This window comes from Sphingomonas astragali (assembly GCF_051400615.1).
GTDB lineage: Bacteria > Pseudomonadota > Alphaproteobacteria > Sphingomonadales > Sphingomonadaceae > Sphingomonas.
Genome location: NZ_JBLFFH010000001.1, coordinates 487,472 through 502,131, shown reverse-complemented (window position 1 = coordinate 502,131; position 14,660 = coordinate 487,472). Strand labels below are relative to the sequence as shown.

General features: G+C 65.3%; 9 protein-coding genes. 1 reads left to right on the top strand and 8 read right to left on the bottom strand.

Annotated elements, in window-relative coordinates; all coding sequences use genetic code 11:
* Positions 1-51: 51 nt before the first annotated feature.
* The 8 genes from ACMGER_RS02460 to ACMGER_RS02425 form a co-directional block, all read right to left on the bottom strand.
* Positions 52-2,220, bottom strand: a complete 2,169-nt coding sequence (locus tag ACMGER_RS02460) for an alpha-amylase family protein (RefSeq protein ID WP_436810536.1) — start codon at positions 2,218-2,220, stop codon at positions 52-54.
* 32 nt (positions 2,221-2,252) lie between these two features.
* The gene (locus ACMGER_RS02455; protein WP_436810535.1) at positions 2,253-4,424 is read right to left on the bottom strand and encodes an alpha-amylase family protein; all 2,172 of its coding nucleotides are present in this window, start codon (positions 4,422-4,424) and stop codon (positions 2,253-2,255) included.
* Between the two features lie 40 nt (positions 4,425-4,464).
* Positions 4,465-5,352 carry a 2-hydroxy-3-oxopropionate reductase gene (locus ACMGER_RS02450; RefSeq protein WP_436810534.1) on the bottom strand — a complete coding sequence of 296 codons (888 nt, stop codon included), beginning with the start codon at positions 5,350-5,352 and terminating at the stop codon, positions 4,465-4,467.
* Positions 5,353-5,384: 32 nt separating this feature from the next.
* Entirely contained in the window at positions 5,385-7,997 is a 2,613-nt protein-coding gene (locus tag ACMGER_RS02445; RefSeq protein WP_436810533.1) for a TonB-dependent receptor domain-containing protein, read from the bottom strand.
* Positions 7,998-8,313: 316 nt separating this feature from the next.
* Positions 8,314-11,154, bottom strand: coding sequence for a TonB-dependent receptor plug domain-containing protein (locus ACMGER_RS02440; protein WP_436810532.1), 2,841 nt, complete (start codon positions 11,152-11,154; stop codon positions 8,314-8,316).
* Between the two features lie 150 nt (positions 11,155-11,304).
* A complete protein-coding gene (locus ACMGER_RS02435) occupies positions 11,305-12,129 on the bottom strand; it encodes a cyclase family protein (RefSeq protein WP_436810531.1) in 825 nt (274 codons plus the stop codon).
* A 413-nt stretch (positions 12,130-12,542) separates the two neighbouring features.
* Positions 12,543-12,710, bottom strand: coding sequence for a hypothetical protein (locus tag ACMGER_RS02430; protein ID WP_436810530.1), 168 nt, complete (start codon positions 12,708-12,710; stop codon positions 12,543-12,545).
* 78 nt (positions 12,711-12,788) lie between these two features.
* Positions 12,789-13,682 carry a LysR family transcriptional regulator gene (locus tag ACMGER_RS02425; protein ID WP_436810529.1) on the bottom strand — a complete coding sequence of 298 codons (894 nt, stop codon included), beginning with the start codon at positions 13,680-13,682 and terminating at the stop codon, positions 12,789-12,791.
* A gap of 141 nt (positions 13,683-13,823) precedes the next feature.
* Here ACMGER_RS02425 and ACMGER_RS02420 point away from each other — a divergent pair, with 141 nt between their 5' ends.
* On the top strand, positions 13,824-14,618 hold the full coding sequence (locus tag ACMGER_RS02420; RefSeq protein ID WP_436810528.1) for a carboxymuconolactone decarboxylase family protein: 795 nt from the start codon (positions 13,824-13,826) through the stop codon (positions 14,616-14,618).
* Positions 14,619-14,660 lie beyond the last annotated feature (42 nt).

The following is a 14,660-nucleotide window of genomic DNA, read 5'->3' as shown; positions in this document are numbered from 1 at the left end:
GATATAGCCCCTGCTTTTCACGATCGGAAGGTCACGGCAAAGCCTTTCATCCTAGGTGAGCAGCAGCGCTTCGAACGGGCCGACGGGCGGCAGTTCGTACCAGATCATCCCATCCTGGGCGACACCGCGGACGCTCTGCCCGCTGACCAGCGCACGGGCCTCGGCAGGGGGCGTTCCGCGCACGCCGACGCTCAATCCATGGAGTTGCGGCGGCGCGTCGTAGCGGCCGTTGCGCTGACCGGCATAGTTGACGATGTGAAGCAGCGACGCGCCGTCGCCCAGCCTACGCAGGTACATGAGCTCGACCGGGCCGGCGCCTTTCAGGGTCACGCGCTGCGGCGCGCCATAACGATTGATCAGACCGGCGATCAGCTGCTGATGCACCGGCAGTCCGTCGCGATAATAGTGCCATTCGATCAGCCAGGGGATGTGCGCCGTATGGCCCTTGCCATAGGGCAGGAGCGACACGCCGGGGCTCTTGCGCGGCGTGTCGGTCGGGATGCCATAGCTGAACTCCGGCGGTCCCCAACGCTGGTCGCGCGCGAACGGCAAGAGGCTCGTGGCTCCCGGCCTGGAGGGCCCGCCGAAATAGAAGGCGTCCAGCGGCACGCGCCCCGCCAGCCCCAGGTCGTTCCCCGCCGGCACCGGATCAAGCGTCCAGCCCTTGGCGTGCTCCGGCGCGGCGTAACGCACGAGCGGGAAGGACTCGAGCTGGATCGCGCCGACCGGCTCGCCCTTCTCGTCATATCCGGCGGTCATGCCGGAGGTGATCAGCAAGCCGCCGCCCCGAACGAACGCATCGAGCGCCTTAGCCTCCGCCGCCGACAGCATCATCACGTTCGGCGCGACGATCACGTCGAAGCCGTCCAGCCCGGTCGTGCCGTCGGAGACCCGCGCATCGCTGACGATCCGGAACGGGATACGCGAATCGACCAGCGCCGAATAAGCGCCGCGGAACGACGCGGTCTGGTAGGCGCGATACGGGGTCAGCCCCGCCAGCCGGTCCGTGACCGACGAATGATAGAGGCCGACGCGCGCGGCCTGCGCCATGCCGGCATAATGCGCGCCGTTCGCCGCCTCCCATTTGAACAGCTCCGACACCGGCGGCAGCCAGCTCTGATCGTCCTGATCGGCGAGCGAGCCCATCAGATAGAGGTCGAGCCTGGCGCCCACGCCCAGCATCTGCGCGAACCGCAGCTGGTGATAGGCGGCGGTCTCGGTCACCTGGCGCCAGGGATAGTCGACGTGCGCGGCCGAGGTCGACGACCAGGGCTTGTCCGGATTGCGTGCCATCGCGACGCGGCACTGCTCGCCCGACTGGTACGCCCATTCAGGCGCCGGCCGATCGACGCGGCGCTGCACTTCACCGCGGCCGACCTGCTTGAAGCCGTCTCCGCGCATGATCGGCACGCCGGGGATCAATGGGCCGACGAACGCCTCGATCTTGTCCGACAGCGCGCGCGACGTGCGCTGCTGGAACGTCAGATAATCGCGCCAGGCGGAATCGAAGAAATCATCCGCCTTCGGCAACTCCCTGCCGAACATCTCGCGAAACACGCGCTGGCAGTTTCCGCACACGCAGATGCCATGGTTGACGTTGGCATAGTCGGTCCGCGGATAGCCGGTCATGTTGAAGAACACGCCGTCCGGCTTGTATCGGGTCAGCCCCTCCTCCAGGATGCGCAACCCGTAATCCTGCGCCCAGCCGCCGTTCGGGCAGGCCTGATACGTCCCCTCATAGACACGCGGCTTGCCGGTGCGGTTGAGCATGAACCAGTCGGGATGCGCGTCGTACGCCGGCTTCATCGCCTTCGACAGATCGAAGCGCCCGATATAGGCGAGACCCTCGGCATGGGCCGCCTCGATCATCTCGCCGGCGAAATCGCCCTTGAGGTAAGGCGTCTTGTACTGGAGCCCGAGCCTGGTCGGGTAGAAGGCGACGATCCCGCCGATGTTCGAGACGATGACGTTGCCGCCGAACTCCCTGATCGCCCTGGCGATGTCGCGCGGCTTCTCGATCGCGTCGGTCTCGCGCAGGTTGGTCTGGACGATGCGATAGTCCTGCGTCCACCAGCGCTTGGGGTTCCAACCGCCGGACGCCTGGCCCGCGGCCCGCGCGGCCGGGCCGAATGCGCCGCCGGTCACCGACAGCCCCGCCAGCGAAAGCGACTGCAGGATCAGGCGCCGGCTGATTCCGCTCGATGTCGTGCTTTCCTCCACCCTATCCTCCCCCGGCTCATGGTCTTGCGCCTTCACACCAGGATCGCCTCATAGGCGCCGAGCGGCGGCAGGTCGTACCAGGTCCGCCCGCCCTCCATGCGGCCGCGCAGGATCTGTCCGCTGACGAGCGTGCGCAGCGAGCCCGCCGTCCCCTGCACGCCCAGCCGCAGGCCGGTCAGCCGCGGCGCGGGATTGTAGCGTCCATTACGCTGGCCGGCGTAGTTGACGAGGTGGAGCAGCGCCTGGCCATCCTTCCGCCCGAGCTGCATCAGCTCCACGGCTCCGTCACCGGTGAGGACGTATCTCTGCGCGGGCGCATATCTCGCGATCAGCGCGGCGATGATCTCCTGATGCACGGGCAGGCCGTCGCGATAGTACATCCAGTCGATGTGCCACGGGATGTGCACCGCATGGCCCTTGCGGTGCTTGCGGATGGCGATACCCGGCACCGTGCGCACCGGCGCGCCGGGCACCGCATAGCTGAATTCCGGCGGCCCGTAGCGCTGGTCCGGCGCGAAGGGGATGAGGTCGGTCACGCCGGCGCGGAGATCGCCGCCGTAGTAGAAGGCGTCGATCGGCACCCGCCCCGTCACCTTGAGCGCGCCCTTGACCGGATCGAGCGACCAGCCCTCCGCCTCCGCGGGTTCGCCGTAGCGCGCGGTCGGCAGGCAGGCGAGCGGCACGGTGGCGATGCGCTCGCCTTTTGGGTCGAAGCCGCCGGTCATGCCGGTCGCGATCAGTAGGCCGCCGTTCTCCACGAACGCATCGATCGCGGCCGCTTCGGGCGGCGTCAGCACCATCGTGTTCGGCAGATAAAGGACGTCGAGGCCGTCGCCGAGCTTCGTCGTTCCGTCGGCGACGCGCGCGTCGCTCACCATACGGAACGGCGCGCGCGAGTCGACCAGCATCATGTACGAGCCGCGGCCGGCGCCGATCTGGTATTTCCGATAGGGAGTCTCATAGGCGCCGAAGAAGTCGATCGCACCGGTGAAGCGCTTGGTCGCACCGGAATCGTACAGGCCGACCCGCGCATCGGGAACCATTCCCTCATAGGCGGCGGCGTTGGCCGCGCGCCATTTGAACATGCGCGAGACGGGCGGCAGCCAGCTGGGCTCGACCTGATCGGCCAGCGTGCCCATGAGATAGAGGTCGAGGTGCCCGCCGACGCCCATCACCTGCGCCAGCCGCAGCTCGTGATAGGCCGCGGTCTCGGTCACCTTCCGCCAGGGGAAGTCGACGAAGCTCGCGGAGGTCGCCGACCACGGCTTGCCGGGATTGGCCGCCATATATTGGCGCGACTGCTCGCCGCCCTGGTACGGCCATTCGGGCGGAGGACGATGGACGCCCCGCTGCAGCTCGCCGCGCCCGACGACGCTGCGCCCCATGATCGGCGCGCCCTGCAGCAGCGGGCCGGTGGCGGCGTCGATCTTCTTCAGCAGGTCGCCGAGCACGCGGCGCTGGAACGCCTGATAGTCGTTCCACGCCGGATCGGTCGCATTGTCGCCTTTGGGGAGTTCGCGGTTATACATCGCGCGGAAGGCGCGACGGCAATTGTCGCAGGTGCAATTGCCTTCGTCCTTGCCGTTGTACCAGTTGGTCGACGGGAAATAGACGCCGTTGAAGAACACCCCGTCCGGCTTGTAGCGGGTCAGCGCCTCCTTCAGGATCTCGATCCCATAATCCTGCATCCAGCCGCCGGTGGGACAGCCCTGATAGGTGCCGTTATACTCGCGTGGCTGCCCGTCGCGCCGGAGCGAGAACCATTCGGGGTGCGCGTCGAACGCGGGTTTCATCCCCTTCGCCAGGTCGAACCGGCCGAGATAGGCGAGCCCTTCCGAATGCGCGGCCTCGATCATCTCGCCGACGAAGTCGCCCTTCAGATAGGGGTTGCGATAGTGATACTGGAGGTCGGTCGGATAGAAGGCGATGATGCCGCCGATGTTCGAGACGATGACGTTGCCGCCGAACTCCTTGACCGCCTTGGCGATGTCGCGTGGCTTCTCCAGCGCGTCGATCTCGCGAAGGTTCGTCTGGACGATGCGATAGTCGTGCTCGTACCAGCGGCGCGGATCGAAGCCGGCGGCGACCCCCGCCTGAGCCAGGGCCTTTCCGGCACCGCCGTTTCCCAGCACCAGCGCGGTGAGGGTCATACCCCCCAGTACCGTGCGGCGCGAGGTACCCGTCTGGATCATCTGCCCGTCCATGTCCTCTCCTCCCCTGTTCGTTCTGCGAGGTGCGGACAGGCTAGTCGCCCGCAACCCGGAAATCGGCTAGCATTTCGAGCGCGCGGACCATCGCGGAATGATCCCAATCCCCGCCGCCCTGCGCGACGCAGGCGTTCAGCAGCTGCTGCACGCTCGCCGTGTTCGGCAACGCCACGCCCAGCGCACGGGCGCTCGATAGGGCGAGATTAAGATCCTTCTGATGCAGCGCGATCCGGAAGCCCGGTGCGAAGGTGCGCTCGATCATGCGCAGCCCGTGAACCTCGAGTATGCGCGACGCGGCGAAACCGCCCATCAGCGCCTCGCGCACCCTGGCGGGGTCGGCACCGGCCTTGGCGGCGAACACCAGCGCCTCGGCCACCGCCTCGATATTGAGCGCGACGATGATCTGGTTGGCGATTTTGGCGACCTGTCCGGCACCGATGCCGCCGACATGGGTGACGTTTTTGCCCATCAGCTCGAACAGCGGACGTACGCGGTCGAACACCGCGGGATCGGCGCCGCACATGATGGTCAGGCTGGCCGCCTTCGCCCCCACCTCGCCGCCCGAGACGGGCGCATCGACATAGTCGCAGCCCAAAGCCTTGATCCGTTCGGCGAACCCGCACGTCTCGACCGGGTCGATCGAGCTCATGTCGATCACGGCCGTGCCCGGCCTGAGCCCGGCCGCGACGCCATCGTCGCCGAACAGTACCGCCGCCACGTCCGGCGTGTCGGGGAGCATGAGGATGACGACCTCGGACCCCGCCGCGACCTCGCGCACCGAGCCGCACTTGATCGCGCCGCCGGCGATCAGCTCCTCCGGCAAGGGTGAGCGGTGCGACACCAGCAGCAATTGATACCCGCCCGCCTGAAGATGACCGGCCATCGGCCGCCCCATGATGCCGACGCCGATGAACCCGATCCTCATGCGCCTTTTCTCATCCCTTGTTGAAAGCACCTTCAGAAGCGAAGGCGCGTGCCGATGCCGACCACCCGGCCGCGCTGATCGTAAAATTGCGAGGACGCGGTGTTCGCGACGGTGATAGTGTTGTCGGCCAGGAACGGAGGGTCGGTATCCAGCAGATTCTCGACCTTCGCGTACAGCTGGAACGCATCGGTCACGTCGTACGACATCGAGATGTCGGTATAGAGATAGGCTGGATAGTTGTTTCTGTTCAGGTCGAGCGAGCCGTAACTGTTGTTGTACTTGCCCTTGCCGACATAGTTGAACAGAACTCTGAAGTTGAACGGACCGTCGTCATAGGTCAGCGTGGCGGAGCCGCGCCATTTGGGCGTCGCGTAGGTGCCGGTGAGTTGCCCCGCCGTATCCACGTCGCCGCCCAGCGTCGAGGCGACGAGCTTGTCGGTATAGGTGGCGACGATGCGCGCGCCGATGTTGGCGCTGCCCACTGGGACCCGATAGTTCACCTCGAAATCGATGCCGCTCGTCTTCAGCGTCTGCGCATTGAATACGGTCGCGTTCACCTGGGTGATCTGGCCGGTCGAATCGCGCGTGATGCCGGCGCAGAACGTCTGGTCGCCGCGACCGCAGCGATCGACGACCTCCTGCGCTCCGGGAACGATCAGGGCGTCGCGCAGGTCGATGTTGAAATAGTCCGCGGAGAGCTGCAGGCGCGGGATGAACGAAGGCTGGAGCACGATGCCGCCGGTGAAGGTATAGGCCGTCTCGGGCTTCAGGTCCGGATTGCCGCCCTGCAGCAGATTGACGTTGACGCTGCGGTTGGTGAGGAAATCGATGACGGTGTTGCCCGCCCGCAGATTGGCCTGGGAGAACAGGTCGTTGATCTTCGGCGCGCGGAAATCCTTCGAATAGGTGCTGCGCAGGCGGATGCTGTCGTTGATCGCCCAGTTGCCGCCGACCTTCCACACCGCGGTCGAGCCGACCGTGCTGTAATCGACGACACGGCCGGCCAGATCGAGATCGAGGCTCTTCGCGAAGCCTGCGTCCCTGGCCAGCGGGATGCTCAGCTCGCCATAACCTTCCTTCACCTCCAGCTTGCCCCGGTAGGAGCCGAACGTTCCTTGGCGCCAGCCGCTGATGTCGGAAATGGGATCGGAAATGCTGTTGACTGTGTCGCGCCGATATTCGGCGCCGAACGCCGCCTTGATCGGCCCCGCCCAGGTATCGAACAGCTCGCCGTTCACGTTGGCGTTGACGATGCCGCTGTACGACTTCGACACCTGCGACGACGTGCCGGTCACATAGGCGACGACCGCAGGCGTCAGCGAATTGATGCCGAAGATGTTGGCGGGCACGCAGCCGTTGTCGGGGTTGGCGAGCGTCGATCGGCAGATCGGCTGGCCGTTCGGCCCGATCACCGAATCGAGCGCCAGGTTCCAATTGATGTTGTTGCGATTGTTGTGACCGAGATTGGTCGACTTGGCATAGGTGTAGCTGCCGCCGAGCTCCCATTTCCATACGGAAGAGAAGGATCCGGTCAAGCCGATGCCGTAGCGGTAGTAATTGTTGGCGGTGGTGTTGAGATTGATCCCCGTCTCGGGATTGTAGCGGCCGACGCGGATCGTCTGCAGATTGTTCGCAATCATCGCCGCCAGGATGTTGGCGGGCAGGAAGGCGTTGTCGCGACGTATCGTGATGTCGCCGTTATTGTAGTTGAAGTTGTTGGTGGCGCGCGCCTCCGTGTGGGCCGCGAGCACATCGGCGCGCAGCGTGATGTCCTCGGTGACGTCATAGGTCAGGCGCCCGAAGCCGCTGTACTGCCTCGACGCGACCTGGATGATCCCGAAGTCGGGCTGCGGCATCAGGCCCTCGCCGCCGGTCATCCACACGCTGCCGACGTTGGTGCCGCGCTGGAAGGGGCTCTGTACGCCGTTCTCGCCGAACTGGATGTTCTGCAGCGGTCCGGGCGTGACGATCACGCCGCCCGCGGTCATCGACGAATAGCGCTGGTTGGGAATGATCAGTTGGCGGAACTGGCCGTTTGTCGGCGTGTATGCGGCATTGGGGACAAGCGTGTAGCCTTGGCGCCCCCAATCGCGCGCGCCCTGATACACGATGTCCGGCGTGTCGAAATAGGAGCCGGCCATGACGACGTGGCCCCGGCCGCCGCCGAACTTCAGACCGTAGATGCCGCTGACCGATAGCTGGCGGAGGTCGCCATGGGTCGAGACATTGTACTGGGCGTCGAGCTTGCCGCCCGTGATCTTGTCGTTGAGGATGACGTTGACGACCCCGGTGATCGCATCGGACCCGTAGACCGACGAGGCGCCAGCGGTCACGATCTCCATCCGCTCGACCAGCGGCGCGGGGATGATGTTGATGTCGAAACCGCCCGCAACCGGGCTGCTGTCGAGCACGCGCTGTCCGTCGAGCAGCAGCAGGGTGCGGGTCGAGCCCAGCGACCGCATGTTGAACGTGCTGAGGCCGATGTTGCGCCCGCTGCCGTTGACCCGGTTGGGGCGAAGCGCCGGCACGTCGCGCAGGAGGTCGACCACATTGGTCGCCGCTTTCTGCTCGAGCTGGGCTTCGCCGATCGCGGTCACCGGCGTCGGCGTCTCGAACGTCGAGCGCGCGATGCGACTGCCGGTCACAACGATATCCGCGTTGGTCGCACCCTGAGTGGCCTCGTCCTGCACATTGCCGGCAGTTTGCGCTGGCGCAATGTCCTGAGGAGCGTCAGCGGCCCTCGCAAAAACCGGCTGACACAGCGCTACTGCGCTGACGCCCGCGATGAGCGCGGCTGACCGGGATACTATCCCCATTCTCCCCTCCCTGCTTTCAGTGGCCATTGCCACGTCGTCGACTTTGTCGATAATTTTGGATAACAATTTATACCAAGATATGCAACGGCCATTTTTTATGGCCTTATTGCCTTAGCGCGATGTTTGGCGACGGAGGCGAAGTCGGTCAGAAGCCAACCTTCACGCCTGCGGTGTAGTAGCGCCCGATGACGTCGTAGACGTTGCGCGACGTCGGGATGTTGAGCCCAGGCACGGGGCTGATCAGGAACAGCCGCCCCTTCTGGTCGAACAGGTTGTTGATAGTGACGTAGAACTGAAAGCCCTTCGGCTGTTTCGGCCCGATGTCGATCGAAAGATTGAGATCGGTGTAGAAGGTCGCCGGAACCCGGTTGTTCTTGTATTGGAAGATGTCGGAGATGTTGAACGCGCCGACGTAGCGCTCCTGGATGCCGACGCCGAAGCCGTCGACCGCATAGTTGAGGTTGAGCGTCCCGCGCCACTTGGGCATCGGCAGCGGATAGAAGCCCTGGATGAAGTCGGCGTTCCCGGCATATTGCCGCTCGGGCAGCACGGTCGAGTTCTGCTGGCGATAGCTGATCAGCCGCGTCGCGAGCAGGCGCGCGCTGAACGCGCCCGTACCGATCTCGCCGCGATAGCTCGCCTCGAAGTCGAGGCCGCTGGTCTGCACCTTGGCGAGGTTGAGGTTCTGCAGGCGAATCTCGGTCGGGAAATTCTCCGGGGCGCGATTGTCGAAGCCGTAGGGACGGATCACCTGGGCGCATAGCGGGCTGGTGCCGTTGCTCTGCTCGCAGAAGTCGGCGAGCTGGATATAGGTGAAGGGCTGGGCGATCGCATCGCGGATACGGATGCTGTAGAAGTCGACCGACAGGTTGAACCCGCGCATGAAGGTCGGGCTGAGCACCACGCCGGCGGTGACGGTGGTCGCGACCTCGGGCTTGAGGTCGGGATTGCCCGAGGAGATCACGTTCACCCCCTGCGACAGACCCGTGTGCAGATCGGTCAGCGGGCTGGTGGTCTGCTGTCGGCCGGCGAACAGCTCGAACAGCGATGGTGCGCGGATGTCACGCGAATAGGTGCCGCGCAGACGCACGTCCGGTATCGGCGTGTAGGTGCTGCCGACCTTCCACGTCGTGACCGTGCCCGAGGTGCTGTAGTCGGTCAGGCGCACCGCGCCGTTGAGGTCGAGCGTGCCGATCGCCGAATCCTTGGCCAGCGGCACGTCGAGTTCGCCGAACAGCTCCTTCACCACATAGGAGCCCCTGGCGAAGCCGATGTTGACCGACTGGAACTGGTTGGTGCTGGTGACGCCGCGCAGGCCCGTGGTGTCGATCGGCACGGCGGGATTGCTGTTGCTGGTCTGCTCGAGCGACTGCTTGCGGATTTCTGCGCCGGCCGCGAAGGCGACCGGCCCCGCCCACAGCGAGAACAGCTCGCCCGATATCGTCACCGCGCCCAGGTCCATCACGTTGTTCGCGCGCCAGATCGAGTCGCGGCGGACATAGCTCTGCGCGGCGAGCGAGGCGTTGCCGACCCCGATGATGTTGAGCGGCACGCAGCCGGGGTAGAGGCCGGGATTGGTCAGCGTCACCCGGCAGACGACCTCCCCGCTCGGACTCAGCACCGCATCGACCGCGGCGAAGAAGCGCTGGTTGTCGATGCCCTCGGCGCGGGTGAGGAACGACGAATAGCCGTGGGTGTAATAGGCGCTCCACCGGAACCCGCCGATCCTGCCCTCGAGCCCCGCGTTGATGACCGTGTTGCGGCTCTCCTGGCTCTGGCGGTTGAGCGACCATTCGGCGAACGGCCGCGCGAGGGTGAAGCTGGTGGTGCCACCCAGCGCCGCCCGCACGCTCGGCTGGAGGAAGGCATTGTCGCTGAAGATGATCGCGCCGGCGCCGATGGTACCCGGCGTGCTGTTGGTATCGGTGTTCTTGCCGGTGTTGTAGCTCACCTCCGCGAAGGCGGTGACGCCGTCGCTGACGTCGAACGAGACCCGGCCGAAGATCTGTCTGGTATCGAGCGTCGGGACGCCGGTGCGGCCGACCGACGGATTGACGACGCCGTCGCCGCCGATGCCGTAGCCGGGGCGTCCAGTCAGCGTCATTCCCTTGACGAACGGCGCGGTCAGCCCCGACGGCAGGAACTGGAGGTTGGCGAGCGGCCCGTTGACGATGAAGCCGCCATAGGCGCTGGCATTGTTGTGGATGCCGCCGATGTAATAATAAGGGTCCGCCGCGGTACCGAGGCCGGCGATGGTCAGCGCGGATTCGGTATTTTCGCCCGTTGCGGTAAAGCGCGAGGCGCGATTGCCGATCCCGTTGGAGCGATAATATTCGGCGCTGGCGATCACGTGCAGCCGATCGTCGAGCAACCCGCCACCGGCGGCGATGCCGAGCTTGTAGGAGCCGTTGTCGCCGTAGTGCGACACGCCGCCCTGGGCGTTCAGCTTCACGCCCTCGAACTTCTTGTCCATGATGAAGTTCACGACGCCCGACACCGCGTCCGATCCATAGGCGGCCGAAGCGCCGCCGGTGACCACCTCGACGCGCTCGACCAGCATCTGCGGGATCAGATTGGCGTCGGTCGCGCCATTGCTGCTGGTCGGCGGCAGGCGGCGACCGTCCTCGAGGATCAGCACGCGCTGGGGGCCCAATGCGCGGATGTCGAGATAATTGCCCGACCGCACCTTCGACGCGCCGGTATCGGCCTGGGCGTTCTGGCTGATCGAGCCCTGGAACTGGGGGAGCTGGTTGAGCGCGTCGGGCACGTTGCTCGGCGCGGTCCTGGTCAAAGTGTCGGTGCCGATCACCGTGACTGGCGTCGGCGCATTGTAGCCCGAGCGGACGATACGCGATCCGGTCACGACGATGTCGCTTGCCGTCGCCGGCTGCGCGCCGTCGCTCGCTGCCTGCTGGTCCAGGGCGTCGGTGGGCGGGCCCGCCGGCGCGGGCGTCGCCTGCTGCGCGAAGGCCGGCAATGCGACCATCAAAGCCCATGCCGAAACCCCGCAGATCTGCGCTGCGCGAAGCGAAGCTCGTATCATCGTCATCATCCTCCCCTCCAGCCGAGCGCGGCGTTGCTCGCCGTCGCCGATATGATTGTGGGACCGACGCCGCCGGGGCCGGTCCCGGCGGCGCTATCGCGCGTCGAACATCGCGATGGCGCGGATCGGAATGCCGGTCGCGTCGGCGATCGGCGCGGCACCGACGAACAGCAGCGCGCCCACCGCGGGCACGGCATCGAGATTGGTGAGCCCTTCGATCCCCCAGCGGCCGCTCCGCAGCCATTGCTGGTGGACCGGATAGGCAGGCCCGTTCCTGCCCTGGTCGATCGACATGGCGTCGACCGCTATTCCCTTCACCTTGCGCTCGCCGATCAGGAAGGCGGATGCCTCCGGACTGAAGCCCGGGCTCCCCCGCCGACCTCCCGCCGCCATGTCCCGCATCCGCGCGATCGGATCGTAACCGCTGTTGATGGCAACGCAGCAGCCGTCGGGCAGCCGCCCGTTCGTGTGCTCCCAAGCGAGGATGTCGCCGGGTGACAGGCCGGCATCCGGATCGGCTTCGGCCCTGGCCTTGAGATCGATCAGCGCCAGCGGGACGACCAGGTCACCGATCGGGATCTCTCCCAGGCTCTTTCCGTCATCGCTGAAATGGCGCGGCACGTCGACGTGGGTGCCGGTATGCTCGACCAGCATGAGCCGGTTGAGGTTCATGCCGACCGCCAGCCCCGATCCGACGATCGGATCCATCGCGATGCGCGGCCGCGCAGGCATCCAGTTGAAGGCGGTCGTCAAGGCATGGGTCAGGTCGACGATCCGCAACGGTCGCCGGCCCAGCATGACCTCGACCGCCCCACCAGCAATCACCGCGGCGTCAGATTGCCCGCCGTTGGCGAGCGCCGCCGCAACGACCATACCGCCGGAGAGGAGCGTACGGCGGTCGACGGCAAGGGCTTTCATGTGGTCTGGCCAGCCGCGGCGCCGTCGGCGATCCGCACGCCACGGCTAAGTGCCATCCGGGATATCATAACGATCCTCTCCTCATGACGACCATTTGAGACCGTTCCAAGGATTGGATATATTTTATTACCGTGTATCTCAATTGGAAAGTTTATGTACAATTTTTCATAGGATCATCCATAAATATTTGAATTATTTTAAAATTTGACCCGTCTCCGAAATGCCTTCAGTGAGAATGAGAGGAAGCTAGCAAAATCGAAGCTGACAGGAGCTGGAGGTTTTGCTTGAGGAAGTCGCGTTCACAGGGAGTTCTCAACCAGCCCAAGCCGAACGCGAGATGATGCAACATCGCACACTCAGTCGACGCGCGACGCAACACATACTCTCAAGTCCAGGTCGCATAAGATAGCAACCTAGCATGAGGGGACGTGCGGGCGTTTTTCAGTATGGGTTTTGTTGCCCTTCACATTGGTGCCGAAAGTTTCGTCGATATGCTCGGCGGTGATCGCGCCGAGGGGAAGCGGACTTCCAGCCCCGGCATTGGCGAAGACGATGTCGAGGGTTCCGCGCTCGGCCTTCACCGCGGCGTGGAGCCGGTCGAGATCAGCCGCGTCGGAGACCGGCGAGCCGGCTGAAGCTTCCACATCGACGAAGATGGGTCATTTTCGGTATCGAAGAGCATCGACGATCACCGCCAAAGCGGGCGACTGCTGTCGACGGCTCGGATAATATATGTGGTATCCAGGGAAAGGGGGACACCAGTCTCCGAGCACGCGCTGAAGCCTTCCAGCTTCCATATGGGGCTCGACATAATCTTCCGGCAAATAGGCGATTCCCGATCCGCCAAGCGCCGCCGCTCTTGCAAGCGCGATATCGTTGACCACCAATTGTCCCTCGACGCGAACGTTGAGGGCGCGACCGGCCTTCTCGAACTCCCAGGCGTAAAGGCCACCAAGGGTCGGAAAACGCAGGTTGACGCAGCAGTGGCCAGCCAGATCGTGCGGTGTTTGCGGGACGGACCGCTTGGCGAAATACGCCGGCGATGCGACCGCCGCCATGCGCATGTCAGGTCCGATCCGCACGGCCACCATGTCCTGGGCCACCGTCTCGCCCATTCGCACACCGGCGTCGAGCCGCTCCTCTACGATATCGACGAAGCCCAGGTCGACGCTGATCTCGACCTGGACGTCGGGATAGGCGGGCAGAAGCTTCTCCAGCGCGGGCCAGAGGATCGTCTCCGCGGCGTGATCTCCCGTGGTGATCCGGATCGTGCCGGCGGGCGTGTCGCGAAGTTCGCTAAGGCGTGCGACCTCGGTCTGGATCTCGTCGAGATGCGGCCCGATCTTCCGCAACAGCCGCTCACCCGCTTCGGTCGGCGCAACGCTTCTCGTCGTGCGCGTGAGCAGCCGAACGCCGACGCGGCCCTCAAGCCCGCGGATCGCATGGCTGAGGGCGGATGTGGAAACGCCGAGTTTAGCCGCCGCGCGAGTAAAGCTGCGTTCCCGGGCGACGGCCAGGAGGGCCATAAGGTCAGCCATCGTCTCGCGTGCCATTGATGAATCCTTTTCAACGGTTCGTGCGATCTTTAGCGTCTAATTGAGCAACCACGCAGTACCTACATCGTCCCGGCGAGCCGGTTCCCGTCCCGTCCAGGACGAACCGGCCACGATCCAATCGAGCCGAGGAGCTCAGACGTGAAGCATCTGTCCGCATCGATCGCAGGAGTAATCGTCATGGGCGCATCGCCCGCCGAGGCCCAGCAGCCGAACGTCGAAGGCCGCCGTCTCTCGCCCGAGCAGGTCCGCTCGGTCGTGCCCGCGCTGGAGAGATACACGCAGGAGCGTCTCTATGGCGAAGTCTGGAGCCGCCCCGGCCTCAATCGCCGCGACCGCAGCTTGATCACGGTCGCTGCACTGATTGCCCGCGGTCAAGCGCCGGCGCTCGGCTATTACGGCGACCAGGCGCTCGAGAACGGCGTCACTCCCCGCGAGCTATCCGAGACCATCGTCCATCTCGCTTATTATTCGGGCTGGGGGGATGCGATGGCGGCGGTCGGGCCGGTGGGCGAGGTGTTCGCAAGGCGCGGGATCGGTCGCGATCAGCTTCCGCAAGAGACGCCGCAGCCCCTGCCGCTGGACGAGGTCGCCGAAACGCGGCGCGCCGGGACGGTCGGCGATCGGTTCGGCGCCGTTGCTCCCGGACTCGTCGAATACACGACCGACTATCTGTTCCGCGACCTGTGGCTGCGCCCCGATCTCGTCCCCCGTGACCGAAGCCTGGTGACCGTCGCCGCGCTGATCGCCTCGGGCAAGACCGAGCAGATCACCTTCCATCTCAACCGCGCGATGGACAACGGCCTCACCCAGGGGCAGGCTGCCGAGGTCATCACCCATCTCGCCTTCTATGCCGGCTGGCCCAATGCGATGTCGGCGCTGCCGGTCGCCAAGGAGGTGTTCGCCAGCCGCAGCGACGCCCGATCGGGCAACTGATCCGGCGATGCGCTCAACGGGAGTCGAAAATGCGCGGGACAA